Annotated in this window: 21 protein-coding genes; 11 read left to right on the top strand and 10 right to left on the bottom strand. The window is 43.1% G+C overall.

From position 1 onward, the window contains the following. The first annotated feature begins 67 nt into the window (after positions 1-67). The 3 genes from ACTXGF_RS18740 (at position 68) to ACTXGF_RS18750 (ending at position 5,504) form a co-directional block, all read left to right on the top strand. Positions 68-1,711 (top strand): BCCT family transporter, encoded by a 1,644-nt coding sequence (locus ACTXGF_RS18740; protein WP_443533711.1) that lies wholly within the window; start codon positions 68-70, stop codon positions 1,709-1,711. Positions 1,712-1,955: 244 nt separating this feature from the next. After that, the gene (locus tag ACTXGF_RS18745; RefSeq protein WP_443533709.1) at positions 1,956-3,608 is read left to right on the top strand and encodes a BCCT family transporter; all 1,653 of its coding nucleotides are present in this window, start codon (positions 1,956-1,958) and stop codon (positions 3,606-3,608) included. Between the two features lie 243 nt (positions 3,609-3,851). Next, positions 3,852-5,504, top strand: coding sequence for a BCCT family transporter (locus tag ACTXGF_RS18750; RefSeq protein ID WP_443533707.1), 1,653 nt, complete (start codon positions 3,852-3,854; stop codon positions 5,502-5,504). 142 nt (positions 5,505-5,646) lie between these two features. On the opposite strand, the gene ACTXGF_RS18755 is transcribed toward ACTXGF_RS18750, so the two are convergent. The 8 genes from ACTXGF_RS18755 to dnaQ form a co-directional block, all read right to left on the bottom strand. Beyond that, entirely contained in the window at positions 5,647-6,003 is a 357-nt protein-coding gene (locus tag ACTXGF_RS18755; protein ID WP_443533705.1) for a hypothetical protein, read from the bottom strand. A 233-nt stretch (positions 6,004-6,236) separates the two neighbouring features. Further along, positions 6,237-6,593, bottom strand: coding sequence for a DUF3144 domain-containing protein (locus ACTXGF_RS18760; protein WP_102078350.1), 357 nt, complete (start codon positions 6,591-6,593; stop codon positions 6,237-6,239). 76 nt (positions 6,594-6,669) lie between these two features. Next, the gene (gene metK / locus ACTXGF_RS18765) at positions 6,670-7,836 is read right to left on the bottom strand and encodes a methionine adenosyltransferase (protein ID WP_443533703.1); all 1,167 of its coding nucleotides are present in this window, start codon (positions 7,834-7,836) and stop codon (positions 6,670-6,672) included. A 483-nt stretch (positions 7,837-8,319) separates the two neighbouring features. Then, positions 8,320-8,964, bottom strand: coding sequence for an endonuclease III (gene nth / locus ACTXGF_RS18770; protein ID WP_520714942.1), 645 nt, complete (start codon positions 8,962-8,964; stop codon positions 8,320-8,322). 171 nt (positions 8,965-9,135) lie between these two features. Then, positions 9,136-9,981, bottom strand: coding sequence for an RnfABCDGE type electron transport complex subunit B (locus ACTXGF_RS18775; RefSeq protein ID WP_443533701.1), 846 nt, complete (start codon positions 9,979-9,981; stop codon positions 9,136-9,138). A gap of 258 nt (positions 9,982-10,239) precedes the next feature. Continuing rightward, entirely contained in the window at positions 10,240-11,184 is a 945-nt protein-coding gene (gene nudC, locus ACTXGF_RS18780) for an NAD(+) diphosphatase (protein WP_443533699.1), read from the bottom strand. Positions 11,185-11,429: 245 nt separating this feature from the next. Next, positions 11,430-13,112, bottom strand: coding sequence for a hypothetical protein (locus tag ACTXGF_RS18785; protein WP_443533696.1), 1,683 nt, complete (start codon positions 13,110-13,112; stop codon positions 11,430-11,432). A 147-nt stretch (positions 13,113-13,259) separates the two neighbouring features. Beyond that, positions 13,260-14,894: a DNA polymerase III subunit epsilon gene (gene dnaQ, locus ACTXGF_RS18790; RefSeq protein ID WP_443533694.1), complete on the bottom strand. Its 1,635-nt coding sequence runs from the start codon at positions 14,892-14,894 to the stop codon at positions 13,260-13,262. 348 nt (positions 14,895-15,242) lie between these two features. On the opposite strand from dnaQ, the gene ACTXGF_RS18795 reads away from it, so the two are divergent. Both ACTXGF_RS18795 and ACTXGF_RS18800 read left to right on the top strand, forming a co-directional pair. Beyond that, the gene (locus tag ACTXGF_RS18795) at positions 15,243-15,788 is read left to right on the top strand and encodes a hypothetical protein (RefSeq protein ID WP_443533693.1); all 546 of its coding nucleotides are present in this window, start codon (positions 15,243-15,245) and stop codon (positions 15,786-15,788) included. A 116-nt stretch (positions 15,789-15,904) separates the two neighbouring features. Continuing rightward, on the top strand, positions 15,905-16,210 hold the full coding sequence (locus ACTXGF_RS18800; RefSeq protein ID WP_102078823.1) for a hypothetical protein: 306 nt from the start codon (positions 15,905-15,907) through the stop codon (positions 16,208-16,210). Positions 16,211-16,332: 122 nt separating this feature from the next. Here the strand turns inward: ACTXGF_RS18800 and ACTXGF_RS18805 are convergent, their stop codons facing one another. After that, the gene (locus ACTXGF_RS18805) at positions 16,333-16,812 is read right to left on the bottom strand and encodes a YkvA family protein (RefSeq protein ID WP_443533691.1); all 480 of its coding nucleotides are present in this window, start codon (positions 16,810-16,812) and stop codon (positions 16,333-16,335) included. A 203-nt stretch (positions 16,813-17,015) separates the two neighbouring features. Between ACTXGF_RS18805 and ACTXGF_RS18810 the strand changes: the two genes are divergently transcribed. Next, positions 17,016-18,293 carry an LD-carboxypeptidase gene (locus tag ACTXGF_RS18810; RefSeq protein ID WP_443533689.1) on the top strand — a complete coding sequence of 426 codons (1,278 nt, stop codon included), beginning with the start codon at positions 17,016-17,018 and terminating at the stop codon, positions 18,291-18,293. A gap of 19 nt (positions 18,294-18,312) precedes the next feature. On the opposite strand, the gene ACTXGF_RS18815 is transcribed toward ACTXGF_RS18810, so the two are convergent. Beyond that, positions 18,313-19,335, bottom strand: coding sequence for a GlxA family transcriptional regulator (locus tag ACTXGF_RS18815; protein ID WP_443533687.1), 1,023 nt, complete (start codon positions 19,333-19,335; stop codon positions 18,313-18,315). 181 nt (positions 19,336-19,516) lie between these two features. Between ACTXGF_RS18815 and ACTXGF_RS18820 the strand changes: the two genes are divergently transcribed. From ACTXGF_RS18820 to ACTXGF_RS18840, 5 genes are all read left to right on the top strand, one after another. Then, positions 19,517-21,322, top strand: a complete 1,806-nt coding sequence (locus ACTXGF_RS18820) for an acyl-CoA dehydrogenase family protein (protein WP_443533685.1) — start codon at positions 19,517-19,519, stop codon at positions 21,320-21,322. 22 nt (positions 21,323-21,344) lie between these two features. Next, complete coding sequence (locus ACTXGF_RS18825; RefSeq protein ID WP_443533683.1) at positions 21,345-22,352, top strand: NADP-dependent oxidoreductase; 1,008 nt, start codon at positions 21,345-21,347, stop codon at positions 22,350-22,352. 3 nt (positions 22,353-22,355) lie between these two features. Continuing rightward, a complete protein-coding gene (locus tag ACTXGF_RS18830) occupies positions 22,356-23,138 on the top strand; it encodes an SDR family NAD(P)-dependent oxidoreductase (RefSeq protein WP_102078818.1) in 783 nt (260 codons plus the stop codon). A gap of 174 nt (positions 23,139-23,312) precedes the next feature. Next, positions 23,313-24,074 (top strand): SDR family oxidoreductase, encoded by a 762-nt coding sequence (locus ACTXGF_RS18835; RefSeq protein ID WP_443533680.1) that lies wholly within the window; start codon positions 23,313-23,315, stop codon positions 24,072-24,074. A gap of 344 nt (positions 24,075-24,418) precedes the next feature. Continuing rightward, positions 24,419-25,261 (top strand): HpcH/HpaI aldolase/citrate lyase family protein, encoded by an 843-nt coding sequence (locus tag ACTXGF_RS18840; protein ID WP_443533678.1) that lies wholly within the window; start codon positions 24,419-24,421, stop codon positions 25,259-25,261. Positions 25,262-25,403: the final 142 nt, after the last annotated feature.

The following is a 25,403-nucleotide window of genomic DNA, read 5'->3' on the forward strand; positions in this document are numbered from 1 at the left end:
TTGTAATAGATTGATAGTTAAGACCTATTTTGTTAAGGTAACGTTCCTTGAAATTTGAGACTTGCACATGGAAGAAGTAAAAGTAGGCAGATTAGGACCTTTTCCGCGGGTAAGTAAACCTGTGTTTATTACATCATCACTGCTGATTGTTGGCTTTATTATTTTCGGTGCGTTTTTCACCGAAACAGCAGGGGCTGTTTTTAGTTTTTTACAAAATTTTATTACCGATAAGTTTGGTTGGCTATTCATTATTCTGGTCAATACCGCGCTCGCGCTTTGTATTTACTTGGCAATGAGTCGCTATGGTGACATTCGACTAGGCAACCAAACAGAACGACCGCAGTACAATCTGTTCTCTTGGATTGGCATGCTATTTTCTGCAGGTATTGGTATTGGTCTGGTTTATTGGGGTACAGCCGAGCCGCTGTATCACTTTATGGTACCACCAATGGGCGATGCAGAGACAGTAGAAGCCGCCAAGCAAGCAATGAATATCTCGTTTATGCATTGGGGTCTACACGCTTGGGCGATTTATACGATTGTAGCGCTATCTTTAGCGTACTTCCATTTCCGTCGCGGCCTGCCATTATCGATTCGATCTACTTTGTATCCTTTACTTGGTAAGAAGATCTATGGTCGTTGGGGACACACGGTCGATATCTTAGCTGTGTTTGGTACGATGTTTGGTGTGGTTACCTCGCTTGGGCTTGGGGTTATGCAGATCAACTCTGGACTCGAAAAGCTGTTTGGTACGCCTAACAGTCTTACCGTACAGTTTGGTTTGATCGCTTTCATCACAGCGCTAGCGGCAGCTTCAGTCTTGATGGGTTTGGATAAAGGTATTAAGCGTTTAAGTGATATCAATATTGGTTTCACTATCGTCTTATTAGCGTTTATGGTCATCTTAGGACCAACGCTATTTATCTTTGATAGCTTTATCGAAAACATCGGCAACTATCTGACTGTGATTGTACCTCTAGGTACATGGGGTGAGTCTTATAGCGGGACAGATTGGCAAAGTAGTTGGACGATATTTTATTGGGCATGGTGGGTTAGTTGGGCACCATTCGTTGGTATCTTTATCGCCCGTATCTCTCGTGGTCGTACTATCCGTGAATTTACGCTTGGTGTACTACTGATTCCAATGCTGATTTTGTTCTTCTGGTTTACCACCTTTGGCGGCGTTGCTGTTCATATGGAGCTTGCTTCTGCTGTGTCAGGTGTTAGCCCAGGATTGGTTGAAGCAGTACAAGCGGATTCTGGTAGTGCCATCTTTAAGTTGGTTGAGTACTACCCATTGGCAAAACCGATTACGCTACTGATTGTCGTCATGATTATGCTATGGTTTGTGACATCATCAGATTCTGCTAGCTTTGTCATCGATATGTTGACTGCTGGTGGCGATACCAACCCACCTAAAATCCAGCGCTTATTTTGGGCAACGACAGAAGGTGTTATCGCCGCTATCTTGCTAGCGGCTGGTGGATTGTCTGCGCTACAGGCGGCGGCTATTGTAGCGGGACTACCGTTTGCCTTAGTGGTCTTTGTCATGATGTATGCGCTACTGCGTGGTTTGAGTCGCGATCGTCTGATTCTATACAGAGCGCAGCAAGGCTTTATTACGGATGAGTCAGCAGACCATAACTCAGCGAATGAGTTCGTTGACGAGCATCTGCTAAAAGGGCCACCTAAGATTGTTAAAGGTGACTAAGAAGTAGATAGCATCAAGACAGCTACTTAAGCTTTTGATAGAAGAAGCCCCAATTTACTTTTAAATTGGGGCTTCTTTATTGGGTAAAGATATTTAAATTTATTCAGAACAAATTCAGATTGTTGAAATATTATTGCTGCAATGTTACTACGATTTCTATACATTCGGCAGTATTTACATGGTGTTATATTTAGTGATTCGTTCATACCTTAGTATGGTTACGCTCTTTTTTGGGGATATACCTATGGATCATGTAAAAGTTGGCAGGTTAGGCCCTTTCCCGCGGGTAAGTAAACCTGTTTTTTTAACTTCAGCATTACTTATTATTATATTTATTATTCTTGGCGTTTTTTTTACTGAATCTGCCAGCACGTTGTTCAGTTTTTTACAAGGCTTTATTACCGATAAATTTGGTTGGTTTTTCATTATTCTCGTTAATGTGGCCTTAGGACTTTGTGTTTATTTGTCTATGAGCCGTTATGGCGATATTCGTCTTGGTGCTCAAACTGAGACACCACAGTACAGTCTATTTTCGTGGATCGGCATGCTGTTCTCTGCTGGTATCGGTATTGGACTTGTCTACTGGGGTACAGCAGAGCCCTTATATCACTTTATGGCACCGCCGCTTGGTGAAAAGGAAACGATAGAGGCCGCCAAGCAGGCGATGAATATTACCTTCTTACACTGGGGCTTACATGCTTGGGCATTGTACGCAATTGTAGCGCTATCTTTAGCCTATTTCCATTTTCGCCGTGGCTTACCACTATCGATTCGCTCAACCCTTTATCCTATATTGGGTAAAAAGATATATGGCTCGTGGGGTCATGCCGTTGATATCTTAGCCGTATTCGGTACGATGTTTGGTGTGGTGACGTCACTCGGTCTTGGGGTTATGCAAATTAACTCAGGGCTTGAGAAATTATTTGGTATTCCTAATAATCTCACAATACAAATCGCTCTGATTGCTTTTGTTACTGCTTTAGCCGCCTGTTCTGTCATGATGGGCTTGGATAAAGGTATCAAACGTCTAAGCGATGTGAACATCGGTTTGACGGCTATTCTACTTGGTTTTATGGTCGTCTTAGGGCCGACGCTTTTCATTTTTGATAGCTTCCTAGAAAATATCGGCAACTATCTTTCAGTGGTTGTACCATTAGGTCTGTGGGGGGAGTCTTATGAAGGTGAGGCAAACTGGCAGTCAGCATGGACGATATTTTATTGGGCATGGTGGGTAAGTTGGGCACCATTTGTCGGTGTGTTTATTGCTCGTATCAGCCGTGGCCGTACGATTAGAGAGTTCGTACTTGGGGTGTTACTTATCCCTATGACCATATTGTTCTTTTGGTTTTCAACTTTCGGCGGCGTTGCTATTCATATGGAGCTGCTCGCTGCTATTGATCCAGCGTTGGTTAGTCCTGGACTGGTCGAGGCGGTACAAACAGATTTTGGTAGTGCCATTTTTAAATTGGTTGAGTACTATCCATTGGCGCAACCCATCACATTTATGATTGTGATTATGATTGTATTGTGGTTTGTGACCTCATCAGATTCAGCAAGTTTTGTCATTGATATGCTGACGGCAGGTGGTGATACCAATCCGCCAAAGATTCAACGTTTATTTTGGGCAAGCACTGAAGGCGTCATTGCTGCTGTTTTGTTAGCTGCTGGTGGATTGAGCGCGTTACAAGCAGCCGCAATCGTAGCAGGATTGCCATTTGCCTTGGTTATATTTGCCATGATGTATGCGCTACTGCGTGGTTTGAGCCGCGATCGACTGATACTATATAGAGCGCAGCAGCATTATATTACTGAAGAGTCAGCAGATCATAACTCGGCAGATGAATTTGCTGACGAGCATCTACTAAAAGGGCCACCTAAGATTGTTAAAGGTGACTAAAAAGTAGGTAAAAGTAAGACAGCTACTTAAGCTTTTGATAGAAGAAGCCCTAATTTATTTTTAAGTTGGGGCTTCTTTATTGGGTGAAGATACTTAAATTTATTCAGGACAAATTCAGTTTGTTGAAAATTATTACCGGAATGTTACTACCATTTCTATACATTCGGTAGTATTTACAAGGTGTTATATTTGATAATTCGTTCATACCTTGGTATGGTTACGCACTTTTTTGGGGATATACCTATGGATCATGTAAAAGTTGGCCGATTAGGCCCTTTTCCGCGGGTAAGTAAACCTGTATTTTTGACTTCAGCAATCTTGATACTGGCGTTCATTATTTTTGGCGCTTTATTCAATGAACAAGCAGAAGTAGTATTTAACCAAGCAAAAGCATTTGTCTCTTTACGCTTCGGTTGGTTCTTTATTGTCGTGGTCAATTTAACATTGGTCATGAGTATATATATGATATTTAGCCGCTATGGCGATATCAGACTCGGTCATCAGAATGAAAGACCAGAGTACAATATGGTTTCTTGGATTGGCATGTTGTTTTCAGCAGGTATCGGTATTGGGCTGCTTTATTGGGGCACCGCTGAGCCGCTGTATCATTTCATGGCACCACCATTAGGCGAGGCAGAGACAGTTGCCGCTGCCAAGCAAGCGATGAATATCTCGTTCCTACATTATGGTCTACATGTATGGGCGCTATATGGCATGGTCGCGCTATCGCTCGCATATTTTCATTATAGAGTAGGTTTACCACTGGCTATCCGTTCGACACTTTATCCAATATTGGGTAAAAAGATCTACGGCGGTTGGGGACATACGGTAGATACGCTTGCCGTATTTGGTACGATGTTTGGGGTAGTGACCACGTTAGGTCTTGGCGTCTTGCAGATCAACTCAGGCCTTGAGACGTTATTTGGCATACCCAATAATATTACGGTGCAGATTATTTTGATTGGCCTTATCACCATGCTAGCAGGGTTATCTCTGTTTATGGGATTGGATAAAGGCATCAAGCGTCTAAGTGATACCAATATATTGTTCACTGTGATATTGCTAAGTTTTGTGATTATCTTTGGGCCTACGCAGTTTATTTTTAATAGCTTCGTAGAAAACATCGGCAACTATTTGCATCAAATCGTGCCGTTAGGTCTATGGACAGAGTCTTATAGAGGCGAAGAAAATTGGCAAGCTTCTTGGACGATTTTCTATTGGGCATGGTGGATTAGTTGGTCACCATTCGTTGGGGTATTCGTTGCACGTATCTCTCGTGGCCGTACCATCCGTGAGTTTATATTAGGCGTATTATTAATTCCTATCACGATATTGTTCCTGTGGTTTACCGCTTTTGGTGGTTCTGCGGTAAATATGGAGCTGGTGGCAGCAGCAGACCCTAACATAGTTAGCTCAGGTCTGATCGAAGCAGTCAAAGCCGATACAGGTAGCGCTATCTTTAAATTGATGGAGTCTTATCCATTAACAGGTGCGGTCAACTTGCTCATTGTGGTGATGATTGTATTATGGTTTGTTACCTCGTCAGATTCAGCCAGTTTTGTCATTGATATGCTGACTTCAGGTGGTGATACAAATCCGCCAAAGATTCAGCGCTTATTTTGGGCAGGTTCTGAAGGTGTTATCGCAGCTGTATTATTGGCAGCAGGTGGCTTAAGTGCATTACAAGCGGCATCGATTGTCTCAGGATTTCCTTTTGCTATTGTGATCGTCGTGATGATGTATTCTCTATTGCGCGGTCTCAGTCGAGATCGTTTGATACTGTATCGTAATCAGCAATGGTTCACCACAGAAGAGTCGGCAGAGCACAATTCGGCCAATGAATTCCGTGATGAAGAGTTGCTAAAAGGCCCACCAGCACTTGAGAAAGATGCTTAAGTTTTAGAGTTTATTTCTTAGCTACAAAAATACCCAGCTTATATAGGCTGGGTATTTTTATGGATGTTCAATATTTTTAATAGAAATTCTTTTAATACACCAGCGTTCAATACAGTAGCTTTCGATACAACCGATTTATAGATTAGCTACATTCGCCTTTTGAGTAACCAATAGCTTCAGGGATATTACAGGCTGAGCAGGCATTACTAGCCGTTCGGTAGCTAACAACTGCTCCAACTTTCGTTTTTACACAGACCGGCTCATACTGGGCTGTACAGATATTGTTGGCAGGGTTAGCGGGCGGGCATTGAGTCAGAGCACCTTCAAACTGCTGACTGATATCAGGACTGGATGGGGTAGGTGTTTGACCAGACGTGCCTACATCAGACATAGAGCTACAGCCAGTTAAAGCTAGAACTAATATCAATATAAGTGATGAAGGTTTGAACGGAGATTGATTAATTGTGGAAAATCGACGATTGGATAGAGTTTGTTTCATAAAAAATGTCCTTATTAATAATATTCGATAGCGTCCTGTTATCGATGATGGATTTGCCTACTGAGGCTAAACGCTTAAGCATTTATGGTAGCTCATTTGTCAGTAGCTATCTACTTAAACACCGTACAAAAAACCCCAAGCTCAATGAAGCTTGGGGTTTTATTTTCTACAATCAAATACTGATTTTACGACAGTATGTCTAAATCAAAGACATCTAGACTGACGAGATTCGCTTATTCAGCTGGTTTGTCGTCTTGATTTAGCTGCACGTACTTGTCAAAGTTTTGAGCATAATCAGTTAAATTATCGCTCAGCATTTGGCGATACTGTTTGACATAAAACTCGACGATATCGTCTTTTTCTTTGGCGAAATCATCGCCTTTGACAAAACCGATAGAGGCAACTGATGCGCTATAGCGTGCTGCAGCATACAATAAAGAAGCACCTACTTGACCTGAATGTGCTTCAGGACCTAGCTGGCTGTTGGCGATACCGATGATAGCATCAGCACGTTGATAAAATGCCTGCATTTCAGGGGTGATTTCGATGTTAGCATCAGCGTTTTGGTCTTGAATATTGTCTTGAGACATAAGCAACTCCTAATAATAAGTGTCAGTAGTTTTTAGTATATAAAAATGGTTGGTAAACGTTTTAAAGTAGTGACTCTTATAAACCAGCGTCTGCTTTTAAGATATCAGCTTTGTCTGTTTTTTCCCACGTAAAGGCAGTCTCTGAACCTGGACGACCAAAGTGTCCAAAGGTAGAAGTCTGCTGATACATTGGCTGTAGTAAGTTCAACATACGGGTAATACCGTAAGGACGTAGGTCAAAGTGCGTACGAATCAAGCGGATGATCTCATCGTTACTGATTTTGCTAGTACCAAAAGTATTAACAGAGATAGAGGTAGGCTCGGCGACACCAATCGCGTAGCTGACCTGTACTTCACAGCGCTCAGCAAGACCTGCTGCTACGATGTTTTTGGCAACATAACGTACCGCATAAGCAGCACTGCGATCCACTTTTGAAGGATCTTTACCACTGAAGGCACCGCCACCATGACGTGCCATGCCGCCGTAAGTATCAACAATAATTTTACGACCAGTCAGACCAGCATCACCAACAGGACCACCAATCACAAACTTACCAGTTGGGTTGATATGATAGCGTGTGCCAGCGTGCAACAAGTCAGCTGGGAGCACTTGCTTGATGATAGATTCCATCACGGCTTCTTGTAGGTCTGACTGCGAGATGCTTGGATCATGCTGTGTTGATAATACAACAGCATCGATGGCGACAGGGCGATTGCCGTCATACTTCAAAGTCACCTGCGCTTTAGCGTCTGGACGCAACCATGGCAGCTCGCCTGCACGGCGCAGCTCCGACTGACGCTCCATCAAACGATGGGCATACTCGATAGGCGCTGGCATTAGTACTTCGGTCTCATTACTTGCATAACCAAACATTAAGCCTTGGTCGCCTGCACCTTGCTCTTCAGGGTCGCTACGATCGACGCCTTGCGCAATTTCAGGAGATTGTTTGCCTAACATGTTGATGACTGCACAAGTCTCGCCATCAAAGCCTAAATCTGAATGGTGATAGCCAATGCCATTTACGGTGTCACGAACCAGACGCTCTAAATCGATATTTGCCGTTGTAGTGATTTCACCTGCAAGTATGACTGCGCCTGTTTTTACTAAGGTTTCGCATGCCACACGTGCGTGCAGATCTTCACGTAAGATAGCGTCAAGGATAGCGTCTGATATTTGGTCAGCCATTTTGTCAGGATGGCCTTCGCTCACAGATTCTGAGGTAAATAAGTTGTATTCACGCATAATGGGATCGCTTAATTGAATCAATAAGGGTAGGAAAAGCAGCACATCTGGGTGCTGCTCTAATTAATTTTGACCACGCATTTACGCGGCAGATAATCGGTATTTCTCAATTTAAAATCGGTTTTGACTAAAATCTTTGCTAATAAATATGACCAAAAGGTGAGCTGACTATCATTCAATCAATATATAAAATGATACTGCCTCGCTCTAATATGGTCTTGGCGGTAACGAGTTGGGTCAGTACTTGCCCTAATAGACAACGCTAATGTGCAGATTGCCTTATCAGAAGCAGGGTAATGGCCAAAATCTCTTAACGCAAAATAGGGTTATTCTACCTTGAAACGTTATAAAACTCTAGTGAGCAACACTTGCTCTACTATAAGAAATGCTCAACAAGTAGTTCACTGCAATCAAAGATGGTTACTAGATAGCAGTTTATCTAGCTGAGTGATTAGCTAGCATCTGCTTGAAATGAACAATACGTTACAACTCTAAAAATGCAGCTTTATCTTTGAACATACATTCTTCATACACCGGACAAGCGCCGCATTTGGGTGTACGTGCCTGGCAAGTATAGCGGCCGTGTAAGATAAGATAATGATGGGCGTCTACGATGAAGTCTTCTGGAATTCGCTCGACCAGCTTTTTCTCGACGATGAGTACGGTTTTGCCAGTAGCAAGCCCAGTACGATTGCCCACCCGAAAGATATGCGTGTCAACGGCCATGGTCGGCTGGCCAAAGGCTGTATTCAACACGACATTGGCAGTTTTGCGGCCGACACCTGCCAGTGATTCTAAGTCTTTGCGGTTATCAGGAACAGTGCTATCAAATTTTTCAATCAAATCACGACAGGTTTTAATAACATTTTTTGCTTTGGCATTATATAAACCAATGTTTTTGATATAGGATTTTAGACCGTCTTCGCCTAGTGCCAGTATGGCTTCAGGTGTATTGGCCACAGGGTACAATTGCTTGGTAGCAATATTGACACTGACATCAGTCGCTTGTGCGGACAGAATTACCGCGATAAGTAATTCAAAATTACTGTCATAATTAAGCTCGGTGACAGGTTCATCAATAGTCGCTGCCAGTTTTTCAAAGAAGGGACGCACGTCACGATTAGGCATTCGTCTAGAGGGCGGCGTGTCAGCTGTTTTATGTTTGACCGTTTTACTCATGGCATTTTGACTATTATGTTAATGAATGATGGTGCCAAATTATATGCTAGCGCTAGCATTCATGTTAATGATTAAAGTATCAACTTATTAACGAACTAACTGCGTAATCAGCTATTACCGTTATAGCTCTACTTGTAATGACTCAAGCTCGGCTTGTAAGGATTCGAGCTCGGCTTGTTTCTTATCGTTTGCACGCACACTCAGTTGTTTTTCTAGTTTTTTGATTTTGGTACGGAGCTTGGCAGCAGCAATGGTGTTTTTTGCTTGTGACTCACTGATGTTTAGAGACTGATTTGCTGCATTATTGAGCTTAGCCTCTATCATACTAACGACAGGTCTACTATTGCTCGTATCAGCAAGCTGTTCTGTGACGCGTTTTAAATGAGTGTGGTAGCGTTGTCTCAAATCCTCTTGTTCTGCTATTCGCTCAGGCTCAGATATTTCTCGCTCAATCGTGACTAAGTCAATGCAATCAACAGGGCAGGGCGCGATACATAGCTCACAGCCCGTGCACAAATCTGTAAAAATCGTATGCATATGCTTGCCAGTACCAACGATAGCATCGACTGGGCAAGCAGGGATGCATTTGGTGCAGCCGATACAGTCATCTTCACGGATAACCGCACGAACCTCGGTCGGACGTTCAGAGGTGGCATCTATTGGCCACTGTGAAGGCACTGCCATCAGCATAGCGTTAGGAGTGTCTATATCGAGAGTCTGAGCAATCGCGTCCGTGACTGGCTGACCACCGGGCACACATTTATTGTACGGCTCGCCATCTAATACAATCGCAGCGGCATATGGCAGGCAACCATCTGGATGCTCACATAGTCCGCATTGCGTCTGTGGCAAACAAGCATCCACACGTGCAATTTTTGCCTGTATGTCAGCGGGCAAAGTATCAATGTGTAATGTATCAAATAAGATAGGTAGGTTGACTAAGCGTATATTGGTGCTACTTTGCATTTAATTAAGGACCTTAATACCAGTCGTTAGAATTGGTATTAGTATAAATAGAGATAAAAGGTTGAGAAAGCGGTCTTTGTAAAACAGTATCTATAAGAGCATCTGCTCATGTTAGCGTTTTACTACTCATGTTAGCGTGTTACTTATTAAAAAATAAGATTTAAAGTAAAACGCTTATCACAGAAGCAGCGATTTTAAAGAGATGAGATTGAAAATACAACACTATAGCGTAATGTGGTGTTTATAGATAAGTGCTGATTATAAATCTATCTTTTGTTCTTTAGCCACTTGGTCAATCAAATCGCGAGCGATACTACCCTTTGGCGGAATTCTGGGTAGGTTTGAGAGATCAAAGAAATCAGCATGTGCTAGCTCATCTTCTTGCAAGATAATATCACCACTGGCATACGATGCACGAAAACCAAGCATTAAGTTAGAGGGAAATGGCCATGGCTGACTGCTCACATAGCGGATATCTGACACGCTGATATTGACCTCTTCTGCGACTTCACGTACTACGGCATGCTCCAGACTCTCTCCAACTTCTACAAACCCTGCGATCAAACCATACATTGGCGGTAGGTTTTGCTGTCCATGACGATGATGGTGAGCCAATAAGATTTGCATCTCACCTGTCACTGGATTTGGCCGAGTAATAGCAGTGATGACGCACGGTTGTACGCGAGGGTATTGGCGCAATCGACATACTGGACAAACCATGGCACGTTCGCCTTGGCTAGCATGTACGGTAGGGCTAGCACAGCGACTACAAAACTGCGTATCTGCTTGCCAGCTTAATAGTTGTATTGCTTGGCTAATCTGATCTGACAAGGCGACTGGCAAATGAGTCATCAGTTTTCGATAAGGAACAAAAGTGTTACCACTACTTTCAGCAATAATTGGTAGCGTTACGTTATGAGCAACTGCATAGTCATAAGTCATGGCGCTCGTAGCTTGGGCAGTAAAGCTATGAGCCATATTGGCATCAACCGTATCCTCTCCATAGTTGCCAGTGCTATTGCTGTCGTCTGATAACCAATGATTTGGTGCTAGGCTCTCGTGCAGCGTTACGTGACCAACCTGATAAGCTTGCTCGCTTAAGTCATTACTATCGGGTGATAGCTGAACTTGCAAAGGCCACCAACCATCTGGCATTTGACGGCATAAGATACTGTCATCACTTAATACAAAAGCATGGGCCATATAAAATTCCAAACATTATAAAGTAAGTCCGCATCGATGTAGACACAGACTGTTTTAGAGTAAAGTATCATCAATTCTATACAAATCAGATATGCAGATATCCATATATGTTGTCAGGCTGGTTCAGCCTAATGACTGTAGCGCTTTCACGTACCTGACTTGTACCTACATTATCTTGAGTTATCTGTATTCAAATGAGATGTCATGGCTAAGAGATAATAACCATGCCATGACAATAAGAAAAGTTAAGCAGCAAGTAGGTGGCTCAAGCTCTGTTGACCAACATCAAGCGCTTGCTTGCTGACAGGGCGATTATTCTCAAAACCATCTAAGTGATGATCAACCGCCATAATAACATCAGCGATGCAGGCTAACGTACTGTCTTCGATACGTCGTCCGCCTTCGATACGCTTTTCAATGTAGTTGGCTAGCTGACTCAGCATGCTGGCAGGTGTGGCCAACTGTAAGAAACGTACCGCGCCTGCTACTTGACGCATCATCCCAGGTATATTTTGGATGTTAAGCATGTCGCGCTCAGGCTCCGCCAAATAATCATTGATGGCTTGCTCAGCACTAGCAATCGCAGTTCGGCTTTCTTGTATCAAGGTATCATTGGCCGTATTAAGCTGATGCAATGAGATATGCGGATTATTCAGTGGTAGATAGATTGCCCCTGGTGTATGCATCTCTGCCATAGCAATGGTGGCGTTCTCTGCATGCATTAGCGCTAGTAGCAAATGATCAAAATCTTCAGGAGAAGGCGCTTGCCAATGGCTCACAGCTTCTGCTGCTTCGCTAAGACTATTGGCTGCGTTGGACAGACCTAATAAACGTAATGCCGAACTCAGTTCAGTCAGCTCTTTAATAATCTGCGCTGTCTGCATGTCAATAGGGTTAATTGAATCGCCACGTGCATAACTATCGACGTGTTCTTTAATGTTATTGATCTGATTTTGAATAATTGTGTTCAACGTATCGGTAAGTTCGCGGTTAGGACCGAATAAAAAGCGCTTCATTTGTTCTAGCTGAGCACCTTCTAAATGATTGCTTGCATACTGTGCACGTAATTGCTGCGCTTGCTCGTTATCACGTTGACAGGCAAAGCTCACTAAATCTGCAAAGCGGGTATCCATGACTGGTAAATAGCTTTGAAATTGCTGCTCTAAATAGATAAGTGTGTGCTTTTGACTTAGGTTTAATGGTAATACTGCTGCGATATCAGTCACGGCAGCAGTCGCCGCTTGCCAAAACAAACTATCAGTATTTGCAGCGATTAATGCACAAGCTGCACTCATAGCATCCAGCTTTTGCTGATCCGCAGAGTCAATTTTGCCATCTTGATTGAGTAGTGCAACCGCAAGGCCACTACGATACGCGTTGGTCAGCAGCTCTGTGTCTAGATTAAGCGTGCTTAGAGATTCAAAGTTTTGTTCAGGATTGGCGATGATGACACTACTGCTACCAAATGCAGAAAAATAGTCTGCTGTAATAGGAGCTTTTTGACTATGCGCATTAAGCTTGTTAATGACAGGTATCAGTAGAGTAGGCTCTACCGATTCAGTCAATAGTACAAACTCGACATAACGATCTAAGGTCATGATGGCTTCTGATAGATCCATGATCAAATCAGTATCATTGTTATCACCATTATCATAAAGTCTCTGTAGACCACCAACAATGGCATCATTCAATGCTTCTGCACCGACCAAAGAAATCAGTTTAAAAATACAAGACAGCTGCTTTAATACTTCGATAGAGTCTGACAACAAAGGCGCCTGACTACTATCATCATTGAACTCACCTAAATGAATCTCGGTGTCTTTAAGCGTTGCTATAACCTCATCATGCAGTAAATGGAGTGATGGTAGGTTAAAATCAGTAACACTAAGCGTTGGGGCGGTTAGCTTCATTTGCGCAGACTGGTCCATAAGTATTTTTCCATAATGTACTGATGAGAATAGCAATATTATAAATTTGATTTAGAAAGTATTAGCTAGTGATGTTTTAACGCTTTCTATAATAATAATCAAGACTAAATTATACAAATGTCGGTTCAATAAAAATTCGAACGACAATTATATGCTAGCTTTTAGGGCAGGGTAATCTTCTGCCAAAGCGGCATACCAGCTTTGGTCAGCAGTTTCATCCGCCGTTGAAGCCAGCAATAAATTCGCTAAATTGGCGAAACTTGCATGAGCGGTTTGTCCGCCATCGGTATCTGTATCCTCTTCAATGGCTAGCGTGACCTGTCCACCAGTCATCGCCAGATAAACTTCAGCTAAAATCTCTGAGTCAAGTAATGCCCCGTGAAAAGTACGGTCTTGCTTACCAACATCTAGGCGACGCACGAGGGCATCTAGCGTGTTTTTTTGCCCAGGGTATTGCTGCTTGGCCATCGCCAGTGAATCGGTTACTTGCACTCGATTAGCAAAGTCATTCAGACCAACTTTTGCAAACTCCATATTTAAGAAGTTCATATCAAAAGTAGCGTTATGAGCGATAATTTCAGCGCCGTCCATAAAGTCGTATAAAGACTGAGCAACTTGATCAAAGGTCGGCTTGTCGGTCAAAAATGCTTCAGAGATACCATGAATACGAATGACTTCGTCATCCATGCCACGCTGCGGATTGATATAAACGTGCAGCTTTTCACCAGTAAACTTACGTCCGACTAGCTCCACAATACCAACCTCGATAATACGGTCGCCTTTTAGTGCATCAAGCCCTGTGGTTTCTGTATCCATGATAAGCTGGCGATCTGCTTCATGGCGGTGTATCGGCTTTGGTAGTAGGGGCTTAAAATATGGGTTGGCACGGCTAGTATCCCCATCGAACTTAGGGGCGTCAGATTCTACACTTGGCAATATATCATTGTCGACGGTATCATTTAGGTGCGTTTGAATATCTGGCATAGCTTTGGTACTCGTCGGGTTGTATGTATTGTCTTGATGGCTGTTAGATTCTACAGCAATGTTTTCATTCATATTACGATTGTCAGCAGCACTCTGACTATCTTCTCTTAGCGGCTCAGGTTCTAAGAGCTCTTCATCAAACTCATCGTCCATCATATCTAAACCCAATGGATCGAAACTTAGCCAGTCAGCGCTAGACGTGTTTTGCAAGGTATCAGTATCAGTATTAATGTCAGTCACTATTTGGTCTTTTTTTTTAGTCGTATCTGCTTCACTGACTATAGCTGAATGGCCGCTGTTTGAGGTGACACCTAAGTTTGCCAGCTCGTCTGCTTTTTCATTACCAGCATGTCCAGCGTGACCCTTGACCCAATGCCAGCTAACATCACGCTGTTGGCAGAGTTTATCCAATTGTTGCCATAGGTCTTGATTGGCGACTGGCTTCTTACTGGCAGTTTTCCAGCCCTTTTTTTTCCAACCCTCAATCCATTCAGTGATGCCTTTTTTGACATAACTGGAGTCAGTCCAAATCTCAAGTGTATGCTCATGCGGGCTATGGGTCAGGGCTTGTATCGCACCCATTAGCTCCATACGGTTATTGGTGGTTTCTTTGTCGCCACCGTACAAATCTTGCGTGCTGCCATCACTAAATATAAGATGTGAGCCCCAGCCGCCAGCGCCAGGATTGCCTTTGCAAGCACCATCAGTATAAGCCACAGTGGTATTTGTTTTAGCAGCCAATGGATCAATCGCGTTGTCTTTATGAGTGTTTGGCATTGAATTACGGTTGTCTGACATAAAAGAGTATGGACCTGATAAGTGGTAAGCATAGGGTAGTACTAGAGCATCTCGTTCACGCTATTCGAACGATGATGATGGCGTTGTGAGTATAACAAATCTATCATAAATATGGGCAGTCGTGACGCACAAAGTCATAAAACCCTTACGGTAACTTATAACATAATAGTAACGTCTTGGTTTTCTGTTAAAATAGCGAAGCTCTCTGAAAGGCTCTAGTTTTTAGTTACAGAGCTGCCTTTGCTACAAAGATGCCCAAGCGCATTTTTCGTATCTGCTATTTGATGGTTTTTTGACAATAGTACACTTAATAAAAGTTTTTAATGCATGATTGCAGGATAACCCATTATGTCCTTACGCTCGAATTTATTTAATAAGAGACTGACCTATTTGATGCTCAGTGTGACTGCCAGTAGCGCGATTTTTCTGAGCGCTTGTAATGATACTAGCCCTCAAGTAGATACCGAAGTTGCAGCAGATCTGTCTGTCTTTGAAGGTTGTTATACGGTGAGTCAAGATGAGCCTGCTCAGATAAAGGTCAGCAAACAAAATGACAATTGGGTGATGCAGATGAAAGAACCCGTCACTGCTAAGCGCGTCTGGGATACTCCAGAGCCGTTAGAAGTGATCGAGAATAGTGACATACCGCAGTTTTTCTCTATTGATCCAGACAATGTCGATGCGGTTATTGGTCGTCCTGATCGAGTGCTTGTACTGGCGCACGTCAAACCAGCCTATGCAAATATTGATCCGCTCTTAGACAGTGAGTACTTGTCGTATATCTACCGAGGTGCCAACACGATCTACCGCGTGGAATGTGATGAGGTGAATACTGATATTTTAGCCAATCCACATGCCAATCTTGTTATCGATAATGTTGATGACAGTATTTAAATAAGCATTGATGATAGTATTTAGATAAGTATCGACTATAAGTACCATTGTTGGTCGATGATATTTGCATAGATAGTATTTTGTTATAAACAGTCATACCATTAGAGTTAAGCGATATGAATTTTTTCAGTTACGTGGTGCTAGGCGGGTTTTCTTATGCAGCTGGTTGGGCGGTAAGGACGTATGTATTAGACAAACAACCGACGCCTGAGCAGCCTTATAATTTGAAACACCCTGCAATTTTGGCATATTTGGGTGCATTTTTTATTATCATGTTGATCGTCTCGTGGCTGCTTGGTCGCTATGCGCTTGGTCATGCTGCGATTGACTTACCTTTCATTATTGTCAATAGCCTCGTTGCGACATTCGTCTACTCGTTTGGTCTTAATCCAGAAAAAGCTAATTATGAAGTGCCTGATTAAAATTTAACGACAGATGAATCATGAAAACTAAAAAGCCACGACCGAAAAGTTAATTCGCGGTCGTGGCTTTTTTAATACTGTGATTATGAATCACTTCTTTTAATAGCTGAAAGTATTAATATTTATGAGGATTTCTTCAGATTAGTACCAGTCTCGTCGCTATCTTTCTCATCACTACTAGTTTTATCGTTATCAATCTTACTAGTGTCGTTGTTAGCTTCTAATTTATCCTTAGTAGCTGATTGTTCCTGCTTCCATTCTTTGTATTTTTGCAGATCTTTTCTGGCCTGCTTTAGACAGAACTTAAGTACTAGCGCATCATCGATATGGCCGATAAACGGAATAGAATCCGGAATGAGGTCAATTGGATTTAGCACATAGAGCGCACCAATAACACCAGCTGAAATTGTTTTGAAAGGGATCTTACGGTAGTCACCTTTATAATAGTCTTTGACAAGACTCATAAATAGCATTAAATCATCACTAAACGGCTCAAGATAACCGCTATCTTCTAACTTTTCTTTCAGCTTATCTTCTTTGCCCAGCAAGTATTCTAAATTAGAGTCAAGTGACTTGTTTTTATCGGTTTTTTTATTAAACATAATTATTACCTTTTATTTTTTGCGATGAATTTGTATTTACAGTAACAAATCTAGTCGACCTATATTGTGTGTCTCAGTAGCGAAAAAGTAAATATCGGTAAAGATTAGGCAACCATCAGTATCAGAAAAGCGTCTACAATGTGCTGCCACAAGGTCTAAAAACACAAGTCATAAAAATAAAAGCGATAAGGTAGCAGTAAGATATGGGGATTAAGCGTCAGTCATGGACAGATGATAAAAATAGTTGTGCAACTGAAACAACATCTGGGCTAAACCGTCGGCAGTTTTTACGTCGAATCGGTGTGAGTGCAGGCACAGCAGTATTAGCGAGCCAAGGTATTTCTCAAGCGCTTGCAGCCAGTCCTATCGAGTCTGGTCATAGTACGCAGCTGACTAAAGATGATCTGCCAACTTCGTTGTTAGAGGGACACTCATCATCACAAATGTCACAGGAGTCACTGACGCAGGCAGGTTGTATCACGCCTGCGATTGAGACACGACTTTTTGCCAGCTCCAACGTTGGTGGGAGTGATGAGCGTAATCAGTTGGCATTAGATCGCATGGCTTGTGCTGGGTTTAAAGTAGAGAATCCTGCTATTACCAATCGACAATATTTACGCTTTGCGGGAACGGACTCGCAACGCGCTAGCGATTTTCAAAACCTTGCCACTGGGGCAATAGCCGTGCCAAAGCTGCTGCTAGGTGTGCGCGGTGGTTACGGTGCCATGCGTATATTGCCTATGGTGGACTGGGCGACGCTAGGACGGGTTATGAAGGAGCGCGGCACGATACTCGCAGGATTCAGTGATGTGACGGCTATTCAGTGTGCGCTATTGGCAAAAGGGTCAATGAGCTCGCTTGCCGCACCGATGCTCTATAGCGAGTTTGGCAAAACTGCGCCTGATAAGGTCAGCTGTCAGCAGTTTGTTGAAGCACTAACCAATCCCAATCTAACTATCAGCATACAGGATGCTACCTTAACCAGTCAGCAGCTACCTGCCATACTGACAAAGGGTGAGCCAAAACTGTTAACTGGTACGATTTGGGGCGGTAATCTAAGCGTGGTGTCAGCGCTGGCAGGTAGTGAGTATTTACCGCGTATCGATGGCGGCATTGTGTTTTTAGAAGATGTCGGCGAGCAGGCGTATCGTATTGAGCGCATGTTATATGACTTATATCTCGCAGGCATATTTAAAGGTCAGCAAGCGATTATATTTGGGGCATTGTCTGGTACGGGCGAGGACAGTTATGACAAACGTTATGATGTCGCCACAGTCATTCGCCAATTGCATGAACTAACAGGATTGCCGATATATAGTGGTATGTCTTTTGGTCATATCGGCAAAAAATACAGTTTTCCGCTAGGAGCAACTTGCCAGCTTATACCTAATACAGATGGTGGCTATCAGCTATTATTTACCAATTATCCAACCATCAAGGCTGATGCTATCCAAGTAGAAGGGTTGTGGCAAGATGCTTAAACGTTAATCACCGTCCTTTTTAAATAGCCAACCGTGAAAATTTATCTTGATATTCTTTAGGCGTTAGCTCTGTCGCGCGTTTGAACAAGCGCGTGAATGAAGAGATATCATCATAACCTACTTGATCGGCAAGCGACTTTATCGATACATCGCCTAATTCAAGTAAGCGTTTGGCTTGTTCAATTCTGACGGCCTGAATATACTCAATCGGTCGCATTGCCACGCAGGACTGGAAGCGCCTGTTTAAAGTGCGCGGGGTAATATTTACCATAGCGGCTAAACTACTGACCTGCAAAGAATGCTGAAAGTTTTCTTCGATATATTCTTGAACTTGTTTAATCAAATGGTCCGAATGCGGCTTGTGCAACGTCACATTAGTGTAGCTATTTTGACTGCCTCTTTTGCTATCAATAATTTGAGTTTTTGCCACCTGTGTAGAAATCTCACGTCCGCAGTAACGCTCTATTAATAATAGCCCCAAATCATAAAAGGCGCTGCCACCAGCTGCACAAAATATATTGCCCGACTGGTTTGTTGACTCGCTTCTTGAATGGGTCACAAACTGATTTTCTTGTAAGTCCACCAATGGAAAATCTGCCTTAAACTTATTAGCATAGCCCCAGTGCGTGGTGGCTATCTTATGATCTAACAATCCTGCCTTTGCCAAAAAAAATGCACCGCTACAATTGCTTGCTATATCGGCCTTGGTATTCGCAAGTCGTACTAAATGTGGCAGCAGCTCACTATTTTGCTTTATTACCTTATCAATAGAATCGCCAATGGTGGGTACGAGCAATAAATCGCACTCTGTCACATCTCGGATATCACAGTGGGCTTGCATGATTAACCGATTGCTACACCTAATATCGCCGCCACCCAAGCTTGCGATTTGCACATTAAATCGTGGCTCTACAGACTCATTTGAAAAGCGCTGCCAGCTGACCCCTGTGAATGAAAACAAGTCCAATGCACCAGAGAGGACACTGCCAAGTACACCATCGAAGCCAAGAATAATCATTTTAAAAGGTTTGAAATAGGGCATAAGTCACTCGTTTCCTTTGCTGTACTGACTAAAATAGCCATTATTTGGTTTATTTTAACTGGTTAGATACTCTGTTTGTGTCTTATTTGACCATAATTATGTCATAAATGACAATACGGACAGGTGTCAAATTAGACTAATATCAATTGATAATCACATTTAATCAGTTAACGAGAATACTATGGCCGCAGATACCCTCCTAAACGATTTCGAATTACCTTTCCAATTGTATGATGTGCTAGGTACAGAATCACTCACTGAGCACGCAAAGTTTTCAGAGCATAGCCGTGAGACATTTGATGCTGTATTAGAGACGGCAAATAAGATTGCGACAGATTTATTTCTACCGCACAACCATATTGCAGATAAGAACGAACCACAGTTCGATGGTAAAAAAGTCAGCATGATAAACGATGTGAAAGTCGCTTTTGATGCGTTCCGCGAGTCTGGGTTTATTGCAGGTCGTTATAGCTTCGAAGACGGCGGCATGCAGTTACCTGAGACGGTTATGACTGCTGTGGCAGGCTACTTTATGGCAGCCAACCCATCAACGACTGCCTATCCATTTCTGACCACGGCGGCAATCAACGTCATCTCGCATTTTGCTAGTGATGATATCAAAGCAGCCTTTATGCCGCGTATGCTGACAGGTGAATTTACTGGCACCATGGCACTGACCGAGCCACATGCAGGTTCGTCGCTTGCCGATATCAAAACCATCGCTGTAAAACAGGATGATGGCTCGTACCGTGTCAAAGGCAGCAAGATTTATATCTCAGCAGGCGACCATGAGCTGTCTGACAATATCGTGCATTTGGTATTAGCCAAAGTGCCAGGTGGTCCAGGCGGTGTTAAAGGTATCTCTTTATTTGCCGTGCCTAAGTATCGCTTGAACGCTGACTTGTCTGTTGGCGAGCGCAATGATGTACATCTCACCGGACTGATTCATAAACTTGGTTATAGAGGTGCGACTTCTACGGCATTGAGCTTCGGTGATGAAGGCGATTGTCATGGTTATTTGATCGGCGAAGAGCATTTTGGCTTGCGCTATATGTTCAAGATGATGAATGAGGCACGTATCGCTGTCGGTTTTGGCGCTTCTATGATTGGTTATCGTGGCTATCAGTATTCGCTAGATTATGCCAAAGACCGTACACAAGGTCGCATTGCGCCAAACAATAAGCCTGAAGATGATGCAACGGCTATTATTCAGCATGGTGACGTAAAGCGCATGCTATTGGCACAAAAAGCCTATTCTGAAGGTGGCATCTCATTGTGCTTATATGGCTCAAACCTAATTGACCGTATCAATACCTGTGAAGACGAAACGCTACAAAATGAGCTAACCGAACTATTAGATTTGCTAACGCCAGTGCTAAAAGCATGGCCATCTGAGTATGGTCCAAAAGCCAATGACTTAGGTATTCAAGTATTGGGCGGCGCAGGCTATACGCGTGAATATCAGGCTGAGCAGTTTTGGCGTGACAATCGTCTAAATCCTATCCATGAAGGCACAAACGGTGTGCAGGCGCTAGATTTGTCATTCCGCAAGTTATGGCAAAAAGGTGGGTTAGGCATTCAAATCCTAAAACGTGAAATTACACAAGATTTAGAAAGCATCACGACACCTGAGAGCGCGCAACTTGCAGGCAAACTGATGCCTTATATGGGTCAGTTGCATGAAGTGCTCGTGCATTTGGGCAAAGTGTTGCAGACAGAAGAAGCGCTGACATTGACTGGTAATGCTCAAGCACTGATGAATATTTTTGCCTCAATTGTACTGAGTTGGATTTGGATTCGCCAAGCCAGTAAAGCCGAGCAGCTACTAAGTACGACGCAAGATGTCGAGCAGCAAAACTTCTACAAAGGCAAGATACAAGCGGCTAAATACTTCATTGATTGGGAACTACCATTAGTTAAACGCGACATCGAATTATTAACCAACACCAACTCGGTTTGCACTGATATGCAAGCGGACTGGTTCTAAGGACAACTCTAAGGAAAGAGACATGACAACGATAAACAAACAATGGCGCCTAAAAGCAAGACCAGTAGGCGAGCCAAGCGCTGAAACTTGGGATTATACCGAGACAGAAATACCGACTATCACCGATGGTCAGCTACTGATTAAGGTTGAATACATCTCTATCGATCCGGCGATGCGTGGTTGGTTGAACGATGCCAAATCTTATATTGCACCAGTACAAATTGGTGAAGTTATGCGCGCCGGTACTGTGGGTGAAGTGATTGAAAGTAAAAATGAAAAATTTGCAGTAGGTGACTATGTCGCAGGTCACGACGGCGTACAGTCGTATGCGGTCAATGATGGCACAGGTCTACATAAAGTTGACCCAAGTCTAGCGCCGCTGTCTTACTACTTAGGCGTCCTCGGTATGCCGGGTATGACAGGGTATTTCGGTCTGCTAAAAACAGGTCAGCCAAAAGCAGGCGAGACGGTAGTGGTATCAGGAGCTGCTGGTGCGGTTGGTAGCTTGGTCGGTCAGATTGCCAAAATTAAAGGCTGCCGAGTCGTTGGTATCGCGGGCGGCGCTGAAAAATGCAAGTTCTTGGTCGATGAGCTTGGGTTTGATGCGACGATTGATTACAAAAACGAAGATGTGAAAAAAGCACTAAAGAAAACCTGCCCAGACGGCGTCGATGTGTACTTTGACAACGTAGGCGGTGATATCTTGAATGACGTGCTTACCCAGATTAATCTACATGCGCGTATCGTTATTTGCGGAGCTATCAGTCAATATAACAACACCACAGCAGTAAAAGGCCCATCGAACTATTTATCATTATTGGTCAATCGTGCTCGCATGGAAGGCATCGTGGTGTTCGATAATATCAAAGAATATCCAATCGCAATGAAGGATATCGCTGGCTGGATTCAGTCAGGTGATATGAAAGTGAAAGACCATATCGTTGAGGGTATCGAGACATTCCCTGATACTCTGATGATGCTCTTTAACGGTGAAAATTTCGGTAAACTAGTACTTAAGGTAGAGGGATAGATCATGACACTGAATACAAATGGAATTGCATCAGATGTAGCTGGCAAACGAATTTTGATCACGGGCGGTGCGTCAGGTATTGGTGCAGCAAGTGCATTACTACTAGCCAGTCGCGGCGCAAAAGTCGTCATTGGTGATATGGCAGAAGAAATGGGCGAAGCAGTTGCCAAACAAGGTCAAGATGCTGGCAACAGTATCGTCTTCAAAAAAGTAGACGTGACCAGTGGTGATGAAGTGCGTGCGTTGTTTGATTTTGCAGTAGAAACGCTTGGTGGCCTAGATGTTGTGGTAAACAATGCTGGTATCGATCACAAGCCTTCACCAATGCACGAGCTAAGCGATGACGACTTTGATCGTAATATCGCAGTAAATTTAAAAGGTGTTTGGCACTGTATGCGTGCTGCGGTCAATTGTATGATACCTAATGGCGGTGGTCATGTGATTAATGTCGCATCTATTGCAGGTCTGCGTTCAGCACCTATGATCTCAGCCTATAGTGCAGCTAAACATGGGGTTATGGGTCTGACCAAATCCGCTGCCCATGAGTATGCTCGTGCCAATATCCGTTTTAACGCGGTATGCCCAAGCTTCATTGATACGCCAATGGTACGCAATACCATGGCAACGATGGATGAGCGTACGCAGCAAGCAACGATTAAGGCCAGTCCACTGCGCCGCCTAGGAAACGTCAGTGAAATCTCTAGTGCAATTGCATGGCTTGCCAGCGATGAAAGCAGTTTTATGAATGGTCATGCCTTCACCTTAGATGGTGGTATGCTAGCGTAACCGTGATCGTTGAGCGCTCTTTGTTCAGTTTATTAGTGCTCGATAATCGCTGTTAGTTATGACAGCGATTATCTGCGTTTAGTTATCTGATTTTAGATACACGTTTTAGATACATGAATTTAGCGCTCAAAAATTATTTAAAATATAAAGTTTATAAAAATATAAGGAATAACGATGAAAGATTTATTTGATTTAACTGGTAAGGTTGCTCTAGTAACTGGTGCTAGCCGTGGTATTGGTGAGTCTATTGCCCGTCTATTGGCATCAAGAGGCGCACATGTGATTGTCTCAAGCCGCAAAATTGATGCTTGCCAAGCAGTCGCAGATAGCATCAAAGCTGACGGTCATAAAGCCAGTGCTTTTGCTTGCCACGTAGGAGATATGGAGCAAATTGACGCAATTTTTGAGCATATCAAAAGTGAATTTGGTCAAATTGATATCTTGGTCAATAACGCAGCAGCCAACCCTTACTATGGCCATATCTTAGATACAGATTTAGCCGCTTTTGATAAAACGGTTGAAGTTAATATCCGTGGTTACTTCTTTATGTCGACGGCCGCTGGCAAAATGATGAAAGAGCAGGGTGGCGGTGTCATCTTAAATACCGCATCGGTCAATGGCTTAGTAGCAGGCGACAAGCAAGGCATTTACTCAATTACTAAAGCGGCAGTCATCAGCATGACTAAAGCCTTTGCTAAAGAATGTGGCTCACTGAATATCCGTGTCAACGCGCTATTGCCAGGTTTGACGGATACTAAGTTTGCCTCTGCATTGACTACTAACGATAAAGTCTTAAAAATGGCACTACACTCGATTCCGCTAGGACGTGTGGCTGAGCCTGACGAAATGGCTGGTACCGTATTGTATCTAGTGTCGGACGCTTCAAGCTATACCACAGGCGCGACTATCGTTGTCGATGGTGGCATGCTAGCTTAATTAGATAATCTATATAGTCATTCCACTATAAAAAGTATTACAGCGTTAACCTCGCTTGAAGTATTACATATACATCTACACTCGGTTGCCTTGTACTACTTTTAAATTGAATCGACTATAAGACATAGGTTAGATAAGAAAGTAATTGTTTAAAACTGCATGAGAATCAAGAACCGCATGAATAATTCTTTCATGCGGTTTTTTTGATTTGGTTTTTTAATAGAATGTCTAAGTAATCTTGGTTTTGCACTATCGAATAAATTGCTAATTTTAAATGAGCATCAGCTGTATAGTGGCATAATAAATATGCTAATAGCTACTTGGACAATATGATGGAGTCACGCATGGATTCAATTATCCACAATAAAATAAATACGATTTCTCAAAATAAAACATGGCTGTTTGTGCCAGCGACTCGCATCGATAGAGTAGCGAAAGCCTTTGCTAGTGGTGCAGATGCGGTTATTGTAGATTTAGAGGATGCCGTTGCGCTAGAAGATAAAGCGTCCGCACGCGAAGTATTGCAGCAATATCACGACAGTGCAGGTTATCAGCCGATTTGGCTACGTATTAATAAAGCAGGTAGTGAAGAATTTTTCAAAGACATAGTGCTCTGTCAGAAGATGCCACATTTAGCGGGAGTATTATTGGCCCAAGCTGAGCAAGCAGGTGATATAGAAAGCGTACATCAGCTTACCAATTTACCTGTGATTGCACTGATTGAGAGTGCGATGGGATTGTATCAAATCGATAGTATGGCAAAAGCAGTCGGGTTGGCCGCGTTTAGTTATGGATTTTTAGATCTGTGCAATGATTTACACGTGCAAGTAGGAACGCCTGCCGCTGATATCATCGCCAATCAAATCCGCTATCAACTAATCCTGACGTCAAAAGTGCACCAATTATCGCCGCCCATCGATACCATTTATCCTGATTTCAATAACGAAGTTGGACTGAGCGAGCGAGTACAGTTATGGTCACAAATGGGCATGTCAGGAATGCTGTGTATTCATCCCAAACAAGTGGCGGTCGTCCAACAAGCATTGCAACCAACAAATGAGACTTTGTTATTCGCACAGCGTGTGATTGAGGAGTACGAACGGAGCGGGCAGGCAGTATTCAAAATAAATGGCGAGATGGTAGATGCGCCAGTGATTGAGCGCAGTCGTCAACTGTTGGCAAAGTAGCAGACCAATCCATAGTCGGTTCAATATAAGTAGTCGGTTCAATATAATTTGGTTACTAGGGCGTGTCCTCAATTCAATCGATAGTTATCTAAATGGGTTAAAAATGGCTAAATCTTGCCAAATGGCGTCAAATAGCTGACTA

Source organism: Psychrobacter sp. 1Y6 (genome assembly GCF_052258385.2).
In the GTDB taxonomy this organism is placed as follows: Bacteria; Pseudomonadota; Gammaproteobacteria; order Pseudomonadales; family Moraxellaceae; genus Psychrobacter.